This window comes from Arthrobacter sp. Helios (genome assembly GCF_023167125.1).
In the GTDB taxonomy this organism is placed as follows: Bacteria; Actinomycetota; Actinomycetes; order Actinomycetales; family Micrococcaceae; genus Arthrobacter_B; species Arthrobacter_B luteolus.
Map to the genome: position 1 here is coordinate 700390 of NZ_CP095402.1, position 19317 is coordinate 719706.

The window sequence follows — 19317 nt, forward strand, 5'->3', positions numbered from 1 at the left end:
TGACCGCGGACAGGCGGCCCGATTGGATGATGGGGTACCGCTCAGCGGAAACGGCCTGGCAACTACGGGACCGGCCGGCAGCGGGGGGAATGACCGGACGAGGGCACGCAGGTGCCGAAGGTGGTTTGACATGAAATTCGATATGGGGTCCTCGACCCTTGGAACGCTGACGCAGCAGACCGGACACTCCAACGAAGATCTGGGCCAGCTGGTCCGGAACCTGATGGACGCCGTCACACCGCTGCAGGGCAAGTTCAACGGCCAGGGCCGGGTGCGCTTCGACGAATTCAAGGCCCGCACGGACGAAATCGCGAGTGAGCTCAACGGTTCGCTCGCTGCGATCCTCATGGGCCAGTCCGAGATGGACCGTTCGTTCCAGATGGGTGACCAGGAGTCCGCGGACAACGCAGCGCAGCAGCAGGGCGCGGCCAGCTTTGACGCCGCCCGCTTCGGTTCTTCGCGCTAAGCCCCTTCCAACCGTTTTCGAAAGGAACTGCCATGTCCCAGGATCGTTTGAGCTATGACACCGATACCTCTGCCGCCGTGCAGGGTGACATCCAGAGCATTGTCGCCCGGCTTGAGTCGCTGATCGGCGAACGTGAAAAGGCCGTCAACGCGGCCATGTCCGACTTCCAGGCCGACGGCGTCTCCGAGGAGTACCAGGCCGTGGAAAACCGTTTCCGGAATGCCGCCAATGAGACCCGCAGCATCATTGCCCTGGTTAAGCAGACGCTGAACCTTAATGACCAGACCGCCTCCAGCGCCGGGTCCCGCGCCAAGAGCGCCGTGGCGAACATTGGCTAGCGGATGAGTTACAACGTCAGCCCGGAGGCTGTCTCGGGGGTGCTGCAGGAAGTGGCACCCCTGCTTGAGGGCTACGGCACCCAGTTCACAGCTGTTGGTGAGCGGCTTTCCGAGTTGTCGGCGGCCTGCATGGCCGAACCGGTGGGTGCCGAGTTGGGTGCCTTGACGGAAAAGACCATTAATCCGGCCTTCACCAACATTGCGGGACGCTCGTCAAACGCCGTGAATGCAGTGAACACCGTCCTGGGCATCCTTACCGCAGCGGATGCGCAGATGGACGCCGACGCCCGCGAGGCTTCAATGCAGGCCGCGCAGGCAGCGGCCGATGATCCGCCGCCGCCCGCCGAGCCGGCAGCCCACTACGGCCCGGGCCCGCAACCCGTCTAAGCCGGCCGCCGTCGTCCGTACCGTCCTATCTCGTTCCTGTCTCGTTTGTTTACCCGGGGGAATCCATGAGCATCGACATCGCCGCCTTTGAGGCCGTGCTGCCCGATCCCGAAACGATCCGCACCGCTGCCGCGGGCCTGGTCAGCGCCGTCGGCGACGTCAGCACCACCGCCGCGGACTCTGCGGCGGCCTGGTCCCGGCTGCAGACGCCTTCGGTGTATGAGATCGCCGGCTCCGAGGTGGTGTATTCGGCCTTCGCCCCCGTGACGACCTCTGCCGAAGACCTGGTGACAGACGCAGGCACGGTCAATACCGCGGTGCTTGCCTACGCGGACACTGTCGATTCGCTCAAGACCCGGTTGAGCGCGGTCAAAGCCGACGCAGCCAACTTTTTGTCCCGGACCCGGGGCCGCAGTCAGGACGACTGGGACGACGATGAAGGCCTGATCCAGGCTGAGCAGAACATCATCGGTGACCTGAACCGGCTTTATGCCGATCTGCAGGAAGCCCAGCGGCTCTGCGCCAACGCCATCAGCGGCATCTACGGCGGGCCGTCCTACGTCCTCACCACGGAAGGGGGCGCCGGGGCCGGCGAGGTGGAATTCGGCTTTACCGGTGACCAGCTCGACGCCGCCGCGGTGGAAGGCAACGTGCCGTGGGGCCAACCCACCGAATGGGATAAGCCCTGGTACCGCGACGCCTGGGACGGAATCGCATCCTTCGGCAAGGGTGTGTGGAGCGGTGTTACCGGGACGGTGACCGGCCTGGGCAACATGGTGGGCCTGGGCGGCGGTGAGGCGTTTGCGCAGACCTGGCAGGGCCTGGGGAACCTGGCGCTGAACGCGGCCATTGTGACCAGCCCGATTGTCCAGCTGGCGATGCACGCCAGCGGCAACGGGGACCGGGTGAAGCAGGCCGGCGAGGAGCTGCTGGCGGTGGGTAAGGCGGCGATTCACTGGGATGAGTGGCAGACCGATCCCGCGTATGCGGCCGGTGCCACCACCTTCGACCTGGCGTCGATCCTGTTGACGGCCGGTGCGGGTGCGACGGCGAAGGTCGGCTCGGTGGCGGGCAAGATCGGCGACGTGGCGAACGCCAGCGGGAAGGTGTCCGCCGTCGTTAATGCCACCGGTATCGGCAAGGTTGCCGGAGTCACGGTGAAGGTCACGGACGCGGCGCAGGCGTTCAAGATCAATGCGATCACCACGGTTGTGGATACCTCGAAGGTGGCAGTGGGGAAGGTCGGTGCCGCGTGGCAGGCGGCGGATCAGTTCCTGATCGATTCCGGCAAGTCTGCGCTGAACAAGGTCGACGACGCGCTGGCGAATGCCGGCAATAGTCGTTTCGGAACTCCGGCGCTGGCTGGTGCCGGAGGTGGCGGCAGTACGCGGGTGATGGCGTTCACGCCGGAACCGCCTCCGGCCCGTACCGGTGGCGGTTCGGGGTCTTCGGGGGCTGCGGCGACGCATTCTGGGGCTGGTTCCACTTCCGGAACGACGCCGGACGCCACACGGCCTGGTGCCACGGCCGGAACGACGCCGGACGCCACGCGTGGGCCGAAGACACCGGAGGGTCCGGTCCGGAACACCGTTCCTGAGGCGGAAGGGCCCGGAAGCGGCAAGGCTTCTGCCGCGGAGGCCCCGGTGCGCAGCAACGGCACTGATGCTGACACCACCGCCGGCAAACCGGGCACGCCCGGTCATGCCATGCCGGAGGACCGCATCCCGGCTAACCGGAACACCGAGACTCCGGCTCCCGCGGCACACCTTGATGCCGACGATGCCCGCCCCGCCGTCAAGGGTGAGGCAGACGACGTGCGGCCCGGCGCGGCAGCTGTTGATGAAGCTCCCGGCGGCACGCGCGCCGGTGAGGGCGCCGATGGTGCTGATTCCTCCTCTGCGGGGCCGGACACCTCGGAGGCACCCGGTGCTCCTACCCCGAAGCCCGTTGTGCACTATGACGCCGATGGCCGTCCGGAGACTGTGGATCTCGGGGACCGTACGCATACGGTCTCGACCCGGAATGACCAGATATCGCAGCTCACCCGGTCTTTGGACCCGGTGACGTGGAAGGACCCGGACGGGTTCCTGGCTACCCATCTTTCGCCGGCGGAATTGCAGGCGTTGGATGGGCTGCGGGGACCGGACGGGAAACTGCCACCGAATGTTGTGGAGACGCAGGTCGCGGATCTGCTGGAGAGGGCTTTCGACGCTGAGACCCGGGGCCCGGTTCGTCCCGGTGCCAGCCCGCTGGAAAACGCACTGCGGGGAATCCCTACCCGCTACTACTATGACCTGACTGATGCCCAGGCCGTCCTTGTCCATGATGTCCGGCATCTGCTGGGCACAGGCGACGTGAACCAGCCGTTCCAGAAGGTCTACAGTGCCGACGACGCCGCTCCGGTCCTCGCCAATACAGGCCCTGAGAAGTACCGCGGCAGCATGGGCGGATTCATTTCGCAGGCTTCCGACGCAGCAGATCTTCGTACAGTCGACGAGATCATCCTTGGCCTCCGGTTGGATTACATGAGTTTGGACCGAGATGGTGTGGCCATTCAACCGGTAAATATGCCGTTCAGGGCGGGACAGACGGAGGAAGTTTATGCCGTGCGCTTCATGGTCGATGAGAAAGTTTCCGACGGGATCGTGATCCCGGATAGTCCAAATCATGCCCGGGTGGAGGAGCTTCGGCGTGACCGGGCCGGAGAAGCTGAGCGAGACGCAGCTGGAGCTTCAACGGCACGGGATCGGGAAATGCAGGAGGCAGACGGGTTGCGGGAGGATGGCCTCATACATGAGGACGGCCACCCCAGGCGTGACTCCGCAGCATGGCCGAACAACGGTCTTGGATTGCCCAGTAGCCGGGTGGAACACACTCCCGTTATCCCGGAACTCGCAGCTCCTGACGGTGTCCCCCTTCAGGACGGAGCCGAAATGTGGCGTATCGACCGTAACGGCAACGAGGCATTGGTGGGCATCTACGATTTGGTAAACCGTCAGTGGATTAGCCTGTAATTATGTGGACTGCTGATGGGACGAAACTAAGTGGTGACTACGGCATGTGGAAGGGGCGAGAGTACGAGCTTCGCTCGACGTCTCCGATACGCGGACTCATCTACCTGGTCCAGGAAGGAGGCGAACGCCCAGGCCCTGAGTGGAAAACCCATGAGCAGCCAAATGAGTTTCCACGGCCTTCAATCGCGTACACGCGTGGCGTCCCTCCAGATGAGGTGACCGATGTTCACGCCGTTCGCGCCTCGGGGGAGCTAAGGCCAGGACATGTAGTGAAAGTCCTGGCGGAGGACGCTAACGGAAATCTGGCAGTGGTGGCCGGGACAGGTTTCTCTGCCGAGGCAAAAATGGATCTGTTGAAGGAACACGGGTTTCACCCTTTTGCTAAGGACGAGCCAGTAGGGCGTCAGCCGGTTTTTGGTTGGGTGCCAGCTGACATGGTCCTCAACGTCCGGTCCGAAGTTTATTGGCGGAAGGACGCCAGCTGATCCGTCAGTGCGATCCAACGTTGGTAATCCAGGGGGAAGACTAAACATGACGTTTTTTCAGAAGGCTTTAAATCCCACGCAGGTTGAGTTCCTGGTGGGTGGTAACCGGGACACTGTTTCGGGGTTTGTGGTGAACGCCGGCGACGCGGTGAATGCCCGGACGCCGGAGGACCTTTTTGAAGTTCATGGTCTGGATTTCCCGGGTACGCTGTGGGACCGGAGTGCCGGGTACGTTGATGTGCTGCGGTTCCAGGTTCCGCTGTCCATCCATGTGCACACGGCTGCTGGCCCCGAGTTTGTGGACCGTCCGCCGTATACGGGGACTGGCTATGCTGCCTGGTCCGGAGGTGTGGTGCCGGTGTATTTCCTGGATGAGTGTGCGATTCCGGCGGGTGCGGAGCTGTGGCGGATCCGGGCCGGGGCGCCTGAGGAACTGCTGGCGGTCTATTTTGATGTGGCCACCGGCTGGGGTGTGGCGGGTACGTCTGGTCTGCCCAAGCCGGGTGTGCATACGCCGTCGCACATTATCGGCTGGTCTGCGGTGTGGCAGGGCCAGGTGTTCCGTGCTGATTTGGTGGATGAGGGCCGGGCGGTTGAATTAGCCGCCACGTCGGACCCCGGGGTGGAGGGGTTTGAGCAGACTCCGAAGGGGTGCTGGCGCCGGACGGCGGGCCTGGGGGAGATCCAGGACTTCTATGAGCTGTTGGCGACGTGTTCGTGGCAGGGCGAGCCGTTCCGGATCACAGATGTTGCCCAGGGTGAGGACGGCCAGGTGTATCGGTTATTTTATACCGGGCATAACGCGGACCGTGCCGAGGCTCTGGCGTTGAACAAGGCTGATGCCGGGGTGTATTGGACGGTGGTTCCGGCGTCGCAGGTGCAGGATGTGCAGGTAATTCAGAACCGTTTGCCGTCTCTGGCGTTCCGAGGTTAGCCGCGGGGGTGAACCCATTGAAGCAGCGAATGCCGGCAGCGGACGGTTTGAATCTCCTGCACTGGCTGGTGCCGGGCGGGGTGCCGTTGTGGCGAAGGGTTTTGAGTTCCATTGACTAGATTGCGGCTGGTTCCACCTCTCCCCGAGAAGGGAAGCGAGGAGAGCGCGCCCGAAACGCCCAGGTTGCAGAAGTTCCTGCCCAACGGGATGCGGGTCCCGGGAATCTACGGTGTCTTGCAGGGCGAGTGGTTTTGGGCAAATTCTTTGGGTCATGGACGTCTCCGTCTTTATACGCCGACCGAAGAATCCCCCGGGGAAGGCTGGCAGCCGTCTGACGAAGTGGACGGCGTGGGCAGGCCATTGTCATGGCACCTGATGGTTACGAAAAGCGACTTGGACCGGTACGTGCGCGTATCCGTGCTGGCCACGTGGCAGGGACTTAGCGCGGGTATTCACAAATACATTGGGGAAACGGTGTATACCTTTGTCGATGCCGCCTCCAAGGAGGAACAGATTCGCCGCGGAGAGATCCCGGAGATCACTATTGCCGGACGAAGCGAGTATCACGGAGCGTTCCGCTGGGAAGACCTCAGCGACTTCGTGCTGACCGAGCACGACCTGCTGAAGCAGTAGGCCGCTACGGCCCCTGCAGCAGGCCGCTACAGCCCCGCAGCCCGCCGCTGAAGAACTTCCTTTTCCCTATCATTCCGGGCGAGCCCGGCTGCGGACAGAAACTCCTCCCGCGCCTCTTCCATCCGGCCCAGCCTGGAGAGCAGCTCGGCCCGCACACTCGGCAGCAGATGCGACCCGCGGAGAGCGCCGGTGGCAGCCAGCCGGTCCACCAGCTCCAGCGCCGTCGCCGGTCCGGTGGCCATGGACACTGCCACGGCGCGGTTCAGTTCCACCACCGGCGATGGCGCCAACCGGCCCAAGGCCTCATAAAGCAGCACGATCCGGGTCCAGTCCGTCGCCTCCACATCCGGCGCCGTCGCATGGCATTGCGCGATCGCGGCCTGCAGCGCATAGTTTCCCCGGCCCCGCCCCAGCGCGTCGGCCTGCGCCAGGGCAACCCGCCCGCGCTCGATCTGAACCCGGTCCCACAGTGTGCGGTCCTGATCAGACAGCAGCACGGGGGAGCCATCCGCGCGGGTCCGGGCCCGGAACCGGGAAGCCTGGAACTCCATCAGGGCCACCAGGGCGAGCGCCTCCGGCTCCCGCGGAACAAGCCGGGACAGCAGCCGACCCAGCCGCAGAGCCTCCAACGCCAGATCCTGGCGCATCCATGCCTTTCCCGAGGATGCAGCGTACCCCTCCGTGAACAGAAGGTAGATCACCGCGAGCACACCGCCGAGCCGGGCGCTCCATTCATTCGGCTCCGGAACGTCAAAGGGAACCCTGGCCGCGGACAGAGTCTTCTTCGCCCGGACAATCCGCTGCTGCACCGTGGCCACTGGCAGCAGGAACAGCCGGGCGATCTCCCCGGTGGACAGCCCGCCGACAGTCCGCAGCGTCAGGGCCACCTGCGCCTCCCGGGACAGCACCGGATGACAGGCAACAAAAACCAGCTTCAGGACGTCGTCCGGCAGCGGATCCCATTCCGGTGCGGCAGCATCCTCCAGCCTCCTGCCCAGCTCCGCGTAGCGGTCCTGCAGCCGTTCCGCCCGGCGCCAGGCATCGATCGCCCGGCGCTTGGCGACTGCGGTGAGCCAGGCCGGCGGGTTACGCGGCACTCCCTCAACCGGCCACTGGAGAAGCGCCTCAGCCACCGCCTCCTGGGCAACGTCCTCCGCCAGACCCACGTCCCCGGTGGCGCGGGCCAGGGCCGCAACAATCCGCGCACCGTCAATCCGCCAAATGGCGTCGATCCGGTGCCGGACCGCCGCGGCCCCGGCTGCCTCGCCCGTTGCATCCGTGGACGCCATGGGACTAGGCGTTCTCCGCGCGCAGCTTCTCTTCCTGCTCGCGCCAGCCTTCTTCCTTCTGGATGTACTCGTTGTCGGAGAAATCCTCGAAGTCGGAGGCATCGGTGACCCGCCGGACCTCCAGCTTCGACCCCGGACCCAGCGGGCACCGGCTGGCCCACTCCGCCGCTTCCTCCTTCGAAGGGACCTCGATGATCCAGAAACCGTTGAAGAGTTCGTGGGTCTCGCCGTACGGACCGTCGGTGACCAGCGGCGGATCCTCGGAGAAGTCGACGACGAAGTTGGCGTCCTCCGTGACCTCGGCCAGGCCTTCTCCCGCCAGCAGGACGCCGGCGTTAATCATCGACTCGTTGTAGGCGCCCATCCGGTTGATGACCTCTTCGAAAGGCACATCCTTATATGCGTCGACACCTGCATCAGTGGACCGCATGATCATCATGTACTTCATGGCTTATCTCCTGCTCGTTGGGGGAGCGCTTTATGCGCCTCCTACTATGCCGTCGAACGGTTCCCCTGGATATCGACGGCGCCGGGAATCTTTTTCTGACCCGGACAGGGGACGCACCATCCCCAACGTCCGCAGCAAAGCTCCCGCCGCCGTCGTACATACGGCAAGATTGGATAGGTGAGCACAGCTAAGACATCCCCGGAAGAAGCCGTCGACGCCGTCAGCACGGATACGCCGCCCAGCGGCGGCCTGCGCGAAGAGTATGAGGCGCTCTCCGACCAGGTGCGCAAGTACCGGTTCGCGTACTACAACGAGGACGCCCCGCTGGTCTCCGATGCCGAGTTCGATGAGCTGTACCGCCGGCTCGAAGAACTCGAGGCACTGCACCCGGAGCTGGTGACCAACGATTCGCCCACGCAGGAAGTCGGCGGCGAAGTCTCAGCAGCGTTCGCGCCGGTGGAACACCTGTCCCGGATGTACAGCCTGGAAGACGTCTTCTCCCTGGACGAACTCGACGCGTGGGTGAAGCGGGCCGTTGCCTCCGTCGCCTCCATCGCACCGGGGTCGAAGGTTCAGTGGCTCACCGAACTGAAGATTGATGGCCTGGCGGTCAATCTGCTGTATCGCAACGGGGAACTGGTCCGCGCGGCCACCCGCGGAGACGGCACCACCGGCGAGGACATCACCCACAACGTGCTCACGATCGCCTCCATTCCGCGCCGCCTCAAGGGCGAGAACCTGCCGGCCGAGGTGGAAATCCGCGGCGAGGTGTTTATCCCGTCCAAGGAATTCGCCCACCTGAACGAAACCATGGTCGAGGCGGGCAAGGCGCCCTTCGCCAACCCGCGCAACGCCGCCGCCGGATCGCTGCGGCAAAAAGACCCCAACGTCACCGCCCAGCGCCCGCTGAGCATGTACGTGCACGGCATCGGCGCGCGGGAAGGGCTCAGCGCCGCCAGCCAGTCCGAAACCTACGAGCTGCTCAAGGCCTGGGGCCTGCCCACCTCGCCCTACTACCAGGTGCTGGACACCTATCAGGAGGTGCTGGAGTTCATCGCCCGCAACGGCGAGCACCGGCACGACCTGGCGCATGAAATCGACGGCATCGTGGTCAAGGTGGACGACTTCGCCCTGCAGCGCGCCCTCGGCCACACCTCCCGGGTGCCGCGCTGGTCCGTGGCCTACAAGTACCCGCCGGAGGAGGTCAACACCAAGCTCCTGGACATCCGGGTCAACGTGGGCCGCACCGGCCGGGTCACGCCCTACGGCATCATGGAGCCGGTCAAGGTCGCCGGCTCCACCGTGGAGATGGCCACCCTGCACAACCAGGACGTGGTGAAGGCCAAGGGCGTGAAAATCGGCGACACCGTGGTGCTGCGCAAGGCGGGCGACGTGATCCCGGAGATCGTCGGCCCCGTCGTCGCACTGCGCGATGGCAGCGAACGCGACTTCGTGATGCCCACCCACTGCCCCTCCTGCGGCACGGAGCTGAAGCCGGCCAAGGAGGGCGACGTCGACATCCGCTGCCCCAACGCCCGCTCCTGCCCCTCGCAGCTGCGCGAACGGGTGTTCCACCTCGCCGGCCGCGGCGCCTTCGACATTGAGGCCCTGGGCTGGGAAGCGGCGATCGCGCTGACCTCGCCTGCGGAACCGGAGAATCCGCCGCTGACCAGCGAGGCCGGACTGTTTGACCTCAAAATTGAGGACCTGGCCGACGTCCGGATCGAACGGCCCAAGCGCTCCAAGGGCGTGGTGGTGGGCACCGAACTGGTCCCGTACTTCTACACCAAGGGCACCGCCAAAAAGCCGTCCGAGCCCTCGGCCAACACCCGCAAGCTCTTCGAGGAACTGGAAAAGGCCAAGTCCCAGCCGCTGTGGCGGGTCCTGGTGGCACTGTCCATCCGGCATGTGGGCCCGACGGCGGCCCGCGCCCTGGCGACGGCCTTCGGTTCCATGGAGAACATCCGGGCCGCCACGGAGGAGCAGCTGGCGCACGTGGACGGCGTCGGCCCCACCATTGCTGCGGCGCTGGAGGAATGGTTCGCCGAGGACTGGCACGTGGAAATCGTGGACGCCTGGGCACGGGCGGGCGTGCGGATGGCCGACGAGCGCGATGAAAGCCTGCCGCGCACCCTCGAAGGCCTGACGGTCGTCGTCACCGGGACGCTGCCGAACTTCAGCCGCGATGAGGCCAAGGAAGCCATCATCAGCCGCGGCGGCAAGGCCTCCGGATCGGTTTCCAAGAAGACGGACTACCTGGTGGCCGGGGAGAACGCCGGCACCAAACGCGACAAGGCCGAGTCCCTGGGCGTCCCCATCCTCGACGAGGACGGGTTCCGGGCCCTGCTGGACGGCACTCTCCAGACGGGCGCATCCGACGAGACCGCGCCCGCGGAGGAGCAACCTGTGGAGGAGACAAGCGCATGAGCCCCAACACCGGAACACCGGACCCGCTGGAGCTGCTCGACGTCGCCCGCCAGGCGGCTGCTGCAGGAGCCGCCGTGCTCGCCAAGCGGTCAGAAGACGGCCTGAACGCGGTGAACAAGGGTGCTTCCGGGGACTGGGTCACCAACTATGACACGGAAGCGGAGTACGCAGTCCGCGAGGTGATCAACAAACTCCGCCCGTTCGACGAAATCACGGGGGAAGAGCTGGAAGCGAGCGTTCCCGCCGAACCCTCCGGTATCCGCTGGTCCGTGGACCCGCTGGACGGGACCACCAACTTCATTCGGAACATTCCCTTCTATGCCACGTCTGTGGCGGCCGTGAACAACGACGGCGAGTGGCTGGCCGGCGTCGTCCATGCCCCGGCCCTGGTGCGCGTCTACTGGGCAGCGCGCGGCCACGGTGCCTGGCTGGCCGAGCGCGGGAGCGTGCGGCAGCTGTCCGGACCGGACCCGGAGCGCACCGGGAAGCTGCTGGGTACCGGATTCTCCTATGAGCCGGGCGTGCGGACCGAGCAATATGGTGCGCTCGCAGACCTGATGGAGGGTTTTGCGGACCTGCGCCGGCTGGGCTCCGCTGCCCTGGACCTGTGCATGGTCGCCGACGGCACGTTGGACGCCTACGTGGAACGTGGCCTGAACGAACACGACTTCGCCGCCGGTGCGCTGATCGCCGAGGAAGCCGGCGCTACGGTCCACCGTCCGGGAACGCCGGCGCGGCGGATGGACGACGCCGAGCGCCTGGCCGCCGTGACAACGGCGTGGCTGGCGCCGCCGTCGGGGTTCTAGTTTCCAACCCTTCGGCTCAGTACATGCCCATCCAGGAGGGGACAGCCGAACGTGAGTCGACGGTAATCCGGTCCCGGTCCATCACGATCACGTGGCCTTTCCAGTAGTGGAAGTTGTCCACGACGGCGTCCTCCATCACCTGGACAATCACGCCCATCGTGCTGCAGCCATCGCAGCGCGACGCACCCATGACCCGCAGCTTGACCGAGCTCACGCCCTTTTGGCAGCGGACGATCATCCCTGGCGCGAGCCTTATTTCCTGCTTCATGCCTACCCCCAGTGTCAGTGCTCCGTTCCGAGACCAAGCAGGAACGGTGAAGCGAGACTAGCCAATCCAAGGGCGTTTCGGGGCCGATGCGCCTAACGGATTTGGTGTTACGGAGAGAATTTACGGTTCCTTGCGCGCGCCTTGAGCAGATCTTGAGCTTCGGGCCCGGCAGAGGCGGGCAGAGAGGTATTAAGCCCAGAGGAAAGCAGCCCCTCCCGGGGGATGCTACGGGCGCCCGGGCGCGGATAATTGGTGGAACTCAGCACAGCTCCTTGGACTTGGGAGGACGCATCATGGCTCGTAAACTCACACCGGTGGCGCGTAAGTCGGCACCTGCGGTCACCACACGTGTTCCGGAAGCCAAACCACAAACCCCACCGGACCTGGATTCCGACCGGTTTGCCGCGATCATCGATGAGCATATTGCCGAAGTCCGCGTGAAAATCGATACCGTCCTGGCCGACATCCGGGAAGTCACGGCCGCTGCCAAGGACACCCCGGCGGATGATGAACACGACCCCGAGGGCACCACCGTCTCGGTGGAACGCGCTAACGAAATGTCGATGCTTGCGGCGCTTGAAGCTTCTCTCGCTCAGTTGCTTCTGGCCCGGGTAAGGCTGGACGACGGGGTTTACGGAATCTGCGAACGCTGCGGAGAGCCCATCCCGGAGGCCAGGCTGGAAATCCGGCCTGAAGCCCGGTTCTGCGTAGCATGCTCGGCCGAGGCCAAGCGCCGCTGAACGGGCCGCCCATGGCTGGTTGGCTCCGCTGAAGGCCGGGGCCTCCGTTCCACGCGGGCCCTGTGTCAGGAGTCACCGGCCGGGGCGGCGTCAGCGGCAAGGACGGGCGGGTGGCTGCGGATAGAATTTACGCTGGAAATCAACCCCCACGTAAGGATCCGTAACACCCATGAGCATCACCGTTCGGCGGGCTACCCCAGCAGACTATGAAGACATCCGCCGGATTACCCGTGAGGCTTATCTGAAGGCCGGCTTCATCGATGCGGACAACCCGTACGTCCAGGACCTCGAGAACGTGGAACACCGCGCCGAGCATGCAGAACTCTGGGTGGCCGAGAAAGACGGGGCCGTGGCCGGGTCCGCAGCCGTTACCTTTGCCGGCCAGCCTTATGCTGACATCGCGAACGACGGTGAACTGGAATTCCGCATGCTGGCCGTCGATCCTGCCGTGCAGCGCGGGGGAGTGGGCCGGACCCTGGTCAGCGCCATCGTGGACCACGCCCGCAGCCTTGACGGCATCCACGCTGTGTCCCTGACCAGCATGACCAGCATGCTCGGAGCGCACAGCATGTACCTGTCCCTCGGTTTCGAACGGGTTCCGGAGCGCGACTGGACCGTTCCCGGCGAAGACTACGTCCTCTGGGTCTTCCGCCTGGAGCTGTAGGTCCGGCGGCGGCAGCCCCGGGTGCCGCATACCAAGCCCGGCGCGTCACGCCGCCGGAACTGTGCTGCCGTACGCCGTAGACTGGTAGGGATACCGGTGGAAGCCGAAAATACTGCATAGGACGCATGGGAGACTCATGTCTGAGATCAATCGTGAGGCGGTGGCGCATCTCGCGCGGCTGGCCCACATTGAGATGACCGATGACGAGCTGGCCAAAATGGCCGGCGAGCTCGACGTCATCGTGGATTCGATCAAATCCGTAAGCGAAGTTGCCGGTGACGATATCCCGGCCACCTCCCACCCGATCCCGCTGGTGAACGTGTTCCGCGAGGATGTGGTGGGGCAGACGCTGACCAATGAGCAGGCCCTGTCCGGCGCGCCGGACAACGCCGAAGGCCGCTTCAAGGTCCCTGCCATCCTGGATGAGGAGTAAAACTTCCATGAGTGAACTGATTACCTCCAGCGCTGCCGTACTGGCAGAAAAGCTGGCCTCCCGCGAGGTCTCCGCCGTCGAGGTCACCCAGGCGCACCTGGACCGGATTGCCGCAGTCGACGGCGACATCCACGCGTTCCTGCACGTCAACACCGATGAAGCGCTTGAAGTTGCTTCCGGGGTGGACAAGGCCCGCGCCGCCGGCGAAGAGCTGCACACCCTGGCCGGCGTTCCGATCGCCATCAAGGACCTGATCGTCACGGTCGGCCAGCCGACCACCGCGGGCTCGAAGATGCTCGAAGGCTGGATGAGCCCGTACGACGCGACCGTGATTTCCCGGATCCGCGCCGCCCGGATGCCCATGCTGGGCAAGACCAACCTGGACGAATTCGCCATGGGCTCCTCCACGGAGCACTCGGCCTACGGCCCCACCCGCAACCCGTGGGACCTGGACCGGATCCCCGGCGGTTCCGGCGGAGGCTCGGCAGCCGCCGTCGCCGCCTTCGAAGCACCCCTGGCCCTCGGTACCGACACCGGCGGCTCCATCCGGCAGCCGGCCTCCGTCACCGGCTCGGTGGGCGTGAAGCCGACCTACGGCGGGGTCTCCCGCTACGGCGCCATCGCCATGGCCTCCTCGCTGGACCAGATCGGCCCGGTATCCCGGACCGTGCTGGACGCAGCCATGCTCCAGGAAGTCATCGGCGGACACGATCCGCGCGACTCGACCTCCCTCACCGACCCGGTGGGCAACTTGGTTGAAGCGGCCCGCAACGGCAGCGTGGCCGGCATGCGCATCGGCGTCATCAAGGAACTGCAGGGCGAGGGCTACCAGCCCGGTGTGCAGGCCCGCTTTGATGAGTCACTTGAGCTGCTCAAGGACGCCGGCGCCGAGATCGTTGAGGTCTCCTGCCCCAACTTCAAGTACGCGCTGGGCGCCTACTACCTGATCATGCCGTCCGAGGCCTCCTCGAACCTGGCGAAGTACGACGGCGTGCGCTACGGCATGCGCCGCCTGCCGCAGGACCCGCCGCTCACCATCGAACGCGTGATGGGCGCCACCCGCGCCGCCGGCTTCGGCGACGAGGTTAAGCGCCGGATCATCCTGGGCACCTACGCCCTCTCCGCCGGCTACTACGACGCCTACTACGGCTCGGCGCAGAAGGTCCGCACCCTGATCCAGCGCGACTTCAACGCGGCGTTTGCCCAGGCTGACGTGCTGATCTCCCCGACGTCGCCGAACACGGCGTTCAAGCTCGGCGAAAAACTGGACGATCCGCTGGCCATGTACCTCAACGACGTCGCCACCATTCCGGCCAACATGGCCGGCGTTCCCGGCATCTCCATTCCCGGCGGCCTGGCCGACGGTCTGCCGGTCGGTATCCAGTTCCTGGCGCCCGCCCGGGAGGACGTGCGCCTGTACCGTGCCGGAGCAGCCCTCGAAGGCCTGCTGGAGCAGAAGTGGGGCGGCCCGCTGCTGGCATCGGCCCCCGTACTCGGAGGAGTGAAGTAATGTCCGTGCACACCCAGGAAGAAACCCTTCCGTTCGAGACGGCGATCGAGAAGTACGATCCGGTCCTCGGGTTTGAGGTCCACGTGGAGCTCAACACCAAAACCAAGATGTTCTCCGACGCCCCGAACGTCTTCGGCGATGAGCCGAACACCAACGTCACCCCGGTCTGCCTTGGCCTGCCCGGTGTCCTGCCGGTGGTCAACAAGACCGCGGTGGAGTACTCGATCCTGATCGGCCTGGCCCTGAACTGCAAGATCGCCGAATCCTGCACGTTCGCCCGGAAACAGTACTTCTACCCGGACACGCCCAAGAACTTCCAGACCTCCCAGTATGAAGATCCCATCGCGTACGACGGCTGGCTGGACATCGAACTGGAAGACGGCACCGTCTTCCGGGTTGAGATCGAACGCGCCCACATGGAAGAAGACGCAGGCAAGCTGACCCACATGGGCGGCTCCGCCGGACGCATCCAGGGTGCCGATTTCTCCCTGGTGGACTACAACCGGTCCGGTGTTCCGCTGGTGGAAATCGTCACCAAGCCGATCGAAGGGGCCGGCGCCCGTGCCCCCGAGCTGGCCAAGGCGTACGTGGCGGCCATCCGGGAAATCGTGAAGAACCTCGGCGTCTCCGATGCCAAGATGGAGCGCGGCAATGTGCGCTGCGACGCCAACGTCTCGCTGCGCCCGTACGGCCAGGAAAAGTTTGGCACGCGGTCGGAAACCAAGAACGTGAACTCGCTGCGCGCCGTCGAACGCGCCGTCCGCTTCGAAATCCAGCGGCACGCCGCCGTCCTGGATTCCGGTGAGAAGATCGTCCAGGAAACCCGTCACTGGCACGAGGACACCCGCTCGACGACGTCGGGCCGGCCTAAGTCCGACGCCGATGACTACCGGTACTTCCCGGAACCGGACCTGCTGCCCGTGGTCACCACCCCGGAATGGATCGAAGAGCTCCGCTCCCGCCTGCCCGAGCCGCCGGCCGAGCGCCGCAAGCGCCTGAAAACCGAGTGGGGTTACTCCGACGCCGAGTTCCGCGACGTCGTCAACGCCGGCGTGATGGAAGCCATTGAGGAAACCATCGCCGCCGGTGCCTCCGCGCAGGTCGCCCGCAAGTGGTGGATGGGTGAAGTTGCCCGCCGCGCCAAGGAAGCCGAAGTGGATCCGGTGGACACCGGCGTCACGCCCGAGCTCATCGTCGAGCTGGACCGCCTGGTCCAGGCCGGCAAGATCAACGACAAGCTGGCCCGCCAGGTCCTCGACGGCGTCCTCGCCGGCGAAGGCACCCCGGAGGAAGTCATCGAAAAGCGCGGCCTCGCCGTCGTCTCCGATGACGGTGCCCTGCTCGAAGCCATCGACGCCGCCCTGGCGGCAGCCCCGGACGTCGCGGACAAGATCCGCGGCGGCAAGGTGCAGGCCGTGGGTGCGATCGTGGGCGGTGTGATGAAGGCGACCCGCGGACAGGCCGACGCCGGCCGCGTCCGCGAACTGATCCTCGAACGTCTGGGCGTGCAGGGCTAGCCCAGACAGCCCGCTTCAACCCGGCTTACGGGCCGCGCATCTCCCCACCAGCGGGAGCCACGCGGCCCGGAAGCCGGTCTGCGTTAAGGGACCGGCTGGGCACCTGTCCCAGGGAGGGGCCGCAGGGTAGGGTGCTCAGCATGTCGACGGTCCCGGCCCAGCTTGCAGTGGATGCAGACCTGGTCCATGCCCTGCTGGAGAGCCAGCATCCGCAGCTGGCACATCACCCGCTGAAGGAAGTGGGCGGCGGATGGGTGAACTACGTGTTCCGCCTCGGTCCTCACCTGGTGGTCCGGCTGCCGCGCCGTGGCAGCGTTGCCGGGCTGATGGCCAAAGAACAGCGCTGGCTCCCTGAACTCACGGCCTCGCTGGAAACCGGAACCTCAGTCCCGTTGTTCGCCGGTGCGCCGGAGGAGTCCTATCCCTATCCATGGAGCGTCAGCGAGTGGTTCGACGGACTGGACGTCTCGCTCCAGCCGCGGGACCGGAACGTGGCACTGGCCGGACCGCTGGGCGAATTCCTGAATACCTTCCACCGGGCAGCACCCCGGGACTATCCGCCCAATCCCATGGTGGGCGGGCTACTCGCCAGCCGCAGCCAGGCGGTGCAGGACAGGCTGCGCTCCGGCATGGTCCCGCACGCGGCCCGGATCGCCGAGATCTGGGAGCAGGCCGCCGCCCTGCCGCCGTGGAATGGTGAGCCGCTGTGGCTGCACGGTGACCTGCACCCGGCCAACCTCATCGCCAAGGACGGAACACTGCAGGCTGTCATCGATTTTGGTGACCTCACGGCCGGGGACCCGGCCACCGACCTCGCCGCAGCCTGGCTGGTTTTTGACGCCACCGGCCGCCGGCGCCTGCATAAGTCCCTGGGGTCCCAGTACGACGGCGATCCGTCCGTCTGGCTGCGGGCACGCGGCTGGGCGGTGTACATGGCGTCCAATCTGCTGGCGGGCGCCGAACGGCATCCTGGTCTCTACCTGGTGGGATCAGAGACGCTGATGGAGATCCTCACCGACGATCTGACCTGGCTCTAGGGCGCATGCCACAATGAGCTATGCCCACCAACTGGAGACATTCCGTCCGCGTCCAGACCGAAGGTGACGGGCACGTAAATGAGGACAGCTGCGGCTTCGCCGGTGCCAGCGCCTGGGTGATCGACGGAGCCACCTCGCTGCTTCCTGAACTGGATCTGCCGGGACCTTCCAACCCGGCCTGGTATGCGCGGACACTTGACCTGCTGCTGGCGGAAGCAGCCCGTACCCCGTCCCCTCCCGGTCCCGGGGAATCGGTAGCCGGCGGGATCCTGGAGGACGCCCTGTACCGGGTGAATGCTGTGGCGGAGGAACGTGCCGCCGGGGAACGGACCAGATTCCCTAGCGCGGCGCTGTGTCTGGCGCAGCTGACCGGAGACGGGGTGGAGGTGCTGGTACTCGCCGACTGCCACGCCGTCGTCGAACTGGAAAACGGATCCATAGTCCATGTGACCAGCGAACCGGCTGACCTGCGCGTTGACCGCGAAAATCCGGCGGACCCCGAACAGGCCCGCGAGCTGCTGCGCCGTGACCGGGAACTGCGGAACACTCCCGGCCGGCTGTGGGTCGCCCGGCGGGAACCCGAGGCCGTGCAGCATGCCCACCTTCAGCGGCTTCCCGCTCCACGCCGGGTGGTCCTGGCCTCCGACGGCGCGTGGCGCGCCGTTGACCTGGGTCTGGTCGACGGGCCGCCCGGCTTCCTGCGCGCGGCGTCGACTCCGGTGGACGCCCAACGGCTGCTGCTGGACCTGCGCGGGCAGCAGCTCGCTTCCGGTGAAAAAGCCGACGACGCCACCATCCTGACGGTGGTCCCCAATGCCTAGCTATCCCGCGGAGAGAACCGTCCTGATCATCGGCGGCGGCATAGCCGGGCTGTCGCTGGCTTCAGCGCTGGCCGGGCACACCGGCGTCGTGCTGCTCGAAGCGGAGGGCGTGCTGGGTTACCACACCTCGTCCCGGTCCGCGCGGCAGCTGATCCCGAGCTACGGGCCCGCTCCCGTGCAGGACCTGACGGTGCGGACGCTGGCCCTGATCCGGGAACTGGAAGCGGAGCTGGCACAACCCATCCTCACGCCGCGTTCTTTCCTGCTGGTCGGCGAGGAGGAAGACGTCCGCGACCACGCCAGCGGCCACATGCACCCGATCACTATGGCCCAAGCCGCAGGCCTGGCACCGGAACTGGACGCCGGCAGCTTCGAGGCCGCAGGTCTGGACACCACCTCCGTCTCCTGCGACACCGGGCGCCTGATGGACTGGCACCGGGCGCGCATCGAGGCCGCCGGTGGCCGTATCCTGACCAGCCGCCGGGCCGGGGCCGCGGAACGGACTTCATCCGGGCACTGGCTGGTTACCGCGGCGGGTGAGCAGTTCGCTGCTGCCACGGTAGTGAACGCCGCCGGGGCCTGGGCCGACGACGTCGCGGAACTCTTCGGTGTCCGCCCCAGGCGCCTGCAGCCCTACCGGCGGACCGCTGCGGTGGTGGAGGCAGCCAACCCGCCGGCACCAGACGGTCCCATGGTGGCCAGCGCGCTGGAAACCTTCTACTACCGGCCCGATTCCGGAGGCGTGCTGGTCTCGCCTTCGGAAGCTGTCCCGAGTGATCCGGAAGATGCCCGGCACCGCCCGGAAGACATCGAGGCGCTGATCGCCCTGGTGAATTCCGTGACGTCCCTGGAGCTCGGCGATGTCCGGCGCGCCTGGACCGGGCTGCGCACCGAGGCGCCGGACGGAATGCCGGTGGTGGGGTTCGACGACGCCGTTCCCGGCTTCTTCTGGCTGGCCGGACAGGGTGGTTACGGCTTCCAAACCTCGTCCGGAATCGCCGAGCTGGCGGCTGCGCAACTGCTAGGCAGCCGGCCGCCCGTGGACGTCTCAGCGGCGCTCTCGCCAGCCCGCCCCGGACTGTGAGCAAGATCTCATCGGC

Annotated in this window: 19 protein-coding genes; 16 read left to right on the forward strand and 3 right to left on the reverse strand. The window is 66.0% G+C overall.

What is annotated here, in order from left to right; translation table 11 throughout:
- Positions 1 to 130: 130 nt before the first annotated feature.
- The 6 genes from ArtHe_RS03000 (at position 131) to ArtHe_RS03025 (ending at position 6257) form a co-directional block, all read left to right on the forward strand.
- Positions 131 to 466: a hypothetical protein gene (locus ArtHe_RS03000; protein ID WP_066299298.1), complete on the forward strand. Its 336-nt coding sequence runs from the start codon at positions 131 to 133 to the stop codon at positions 464 to 466.
- 32 nt (positions 467 to 498) lie between these two features.
- On the forward strand, positions 499 to 804 hold the full coding sequence (locus ArtHe_RS03005) for a pore-forming ESAT-6 family protein (protein ID WP_066299300.1): 306 nt from the start codon (positions 499 to 501) through the stop codon (positions 802 to 804).
- A gap of 3 nt (positions 805 to 807) precedes the next feature.
- Entirely contained in the window at positions 808 to 1191 is a 384-nt protein-coding gene (locus tag ArtHe_RS03010; protein WP_066299303.1) for a DUF6507 family protein, read from the forward strand.
- A gap of 65 nt (positions 1192 to 1256) precedes the next feature.
- The gene (locus tag ArtHe_RS03015) at positions 1257 to 4205 is read left to right on the forward strand and encodes a hypothetical protein (RefSeq protein ID WP_248318697.1); all 2949 of its coding nucleotides are present in this window, start codon (positions 1257 to 1259) and stop codon (positions 4203 to 4205) included.
- Between the two features lie 531 nt (positions 4206 to 4736).
- Positions 4737 to 5624 (forward strand): hypothetical protein, encoded by an 888-nt coding sequence (locus ArtHe_RS03020; protein WP_248318699.1) that lies wholly within the window; start codon positions 4737 to 4739, stop codon positions 5622 to 5624.
- A 375-nt stretch (positions 5625 to 5999) separates the two neighbouring features.
- Positions 6000 to 6257, forward strand: coding sequence for a hypothetical protein (locus ArtHe_RS03025; RefSeq protein ID WP_248318701.1), 258 nt, complete (start codon positions 6000 to 6002; stop codon positions 6255 to 6257).
- A gap of 26 nt (positions 6258 to 6283) precedes the next feature.
- On the opposite strand, the gene ArtHe_RS03030 is transcribed toward ArtHe_RS03025, so the two are convergent.
- A complete protein-coding gene (locus tag ArtHe_RS03030) occupies positions 6284 to 7546 on the reverse strand; it encodes an RNA polymerase sigma factor (protein ID WP_248318702.1) in 1263 nt (420 codons plus the stop codon).
- Between the two features lie 4 nt (positions 7547 to 7550).
- On the reverse strand, positions 7551 to 7994 hold the full coding sequence (locus tag ArtHe_RS03035; RefSeq protein ID WP_248318704.1) for a YciI family protein: 444 nt from the start codon (positions 7992 to 7994) through the stop codon (positions 7551 to 7553).
- 177 nt (positions 7995 to 8171) lie between these two features.
- On the opposite strand from ArtHe_RS03035, the gene ligA reads away from it, so the two are divergent.
- Complete coding sequence (gene ligA, locus ArtHe_RS03040) at positions 8172 to 10421, forward strand: NAD-dependent DNA ligase LigA (RefSeq protein ID WP_248318706.1); 2250 nt, start codon at positions 8172 to 8174, stop codon at positions 10419 to 10421.
- Positions 10418 to 11227, forward strand: coding sequence for an inositol monophosphatase family protein (locus tag ArtHe_RS03045; RefSeq protein WP_248318708.1), 810 nt, complete (start codon positions 10418 to 10420; stop codon positions 11225 to 11227). The genes ligA and ArtHe_RS03045 overlap by 4 nt, the downstream gene beginning before the upstream one ends.
- Positions 11228 to 11243: 16 nt before the next feature.
- Here ArtHe_RS03045 and ArtHe_RS03050 read toward each other — a convergent pair whose 3' ends face one another.
- Positions 11244 to 11495, reverse strand: coding sequence for a hypothetical protein (locus tag ArtHe_RS03050; protein WP_151724058.1), 252 nt, complete (start codon positions 11493 to 11495; stop codon positions 11244 to 11246).
- Positions 11496 to 11788: 293 nt separating this feature from the next.
- Here ArtHe_RS03050 and ArtHe_RS03055 point away from each other — a divergent pair, with 293 nt between their 5' ends.
- The 8 genes from ArtHe_RS03055 to ArtHe_RS03090 all read left to right on the forward strand — a co-directional run bounded on the left by ArtHe_RS03055 (position 11789) and on the right by ArtHe_RS03090 (position 19301).
- Positions 11789 to 12235: a TraR/DksA family transcriptional regulator gene (locus tag ArtHe_RS03055; RefSeq protein WP_248318709.1), complete on the forward strand. Its 447-nt coding sequence runs from the start codon at positions 11789 to 11791 to the stop codon at positions 12233 to 12235.
- A gap of 169 nt (positions 12236 to 12404) precedes the next feature.
- Positions 12405 to 12899, forward strand: a complete 495-nt coding sequence (locus tag ArtHe_RS03060; RefSeq protein WP_248318710.1) for a GNAT family N-acetyltransferase — start codon at positions 12405 to 12407, stop codon at positions 12897 to 12899.
- 136 nt (positions 12900 to 13035) lie between these two features.
- On the forward strand, positions 13036 to 13332 hold the full coding sequence (gene gatC / locus ArtHe_RS03065) for an Asp-tRNA(Asn)/Glu-tRNA(Gln) amidotransferase subunit GatC (protein ID WP_066302518.1): 297 nt from the start codon (positions 13036 to 13038) through the stop codon (positions 13330 to 13332).
- 7 nt (positions 13333 to 13339) lie between these two features.
- Positions 13340 to 14842, forward strand: a complete 1503-nt coding sequence (gene gatA / locus ArtHe_RS03070; protein WP_248318712.1) for an Asp-tRNA(Asn)/Glu-tRNA(Gln) amidotransferase subunit GatA — start codon at positions 13340 to 13342, stop codon at positions 14840 to 14842.
- Complete coding sequence (gene gatB / locus ArtHe_RS03075; RefSeq protein WP_248318714.1) at positions 14842 to 16359, forward strand: Asp-tRNA(Asn)/Glu-tRNA(Gln) amidotransferase subunit GatB; 1518 nt, start codon at positions 14842 to 14844, stop codon at positions 16357 to 16359. Before gatA ends, gatB begins: the two co-directional genes overlap by 1 nt.
- A gap of 140 nt (positions 16360 to 16499) precedes the next feature.
- Entirely contained in the window at positions 16500 to 17396 is an 897-nt protein-coding gene (locus ArtHe_RS03080; RefSeq protein WP_248318716.1) for an aminoglycoside phosphotransferase family protein, read from the forward strand.
- Positions 17397 to 17416: 20 nt separating this feature from the next.
- Complete coding sequence (locus ArtHe_RS03085; RefSeq protein ID WP_248318718.1) at positions 17417 to 18217, forward strand: protein phosphatase 2C domain-containing protein; 801 nt, start codon at positions 17417 to 17419, stop codon at positions 18215 to 18217.
- On the forward strand, positions 18210 to 19301 hold the full coding sequence (locus tag ArtHe_RS03090; RefSeq protein WP_248318719.1) for an FAD-dependent oxidoreductase: 1092 nt from the start codon (positions 18210 to 18212) through the stop codon (positions 19299 to 19301). The genes ArtHe_RS03085 and ArtHe_RS03090 overlap by 8 nt, the downstream gene beginning before the upstream one ends.
- Positions 19302 to 19317 lie beyond the last annotated feature (16 nt).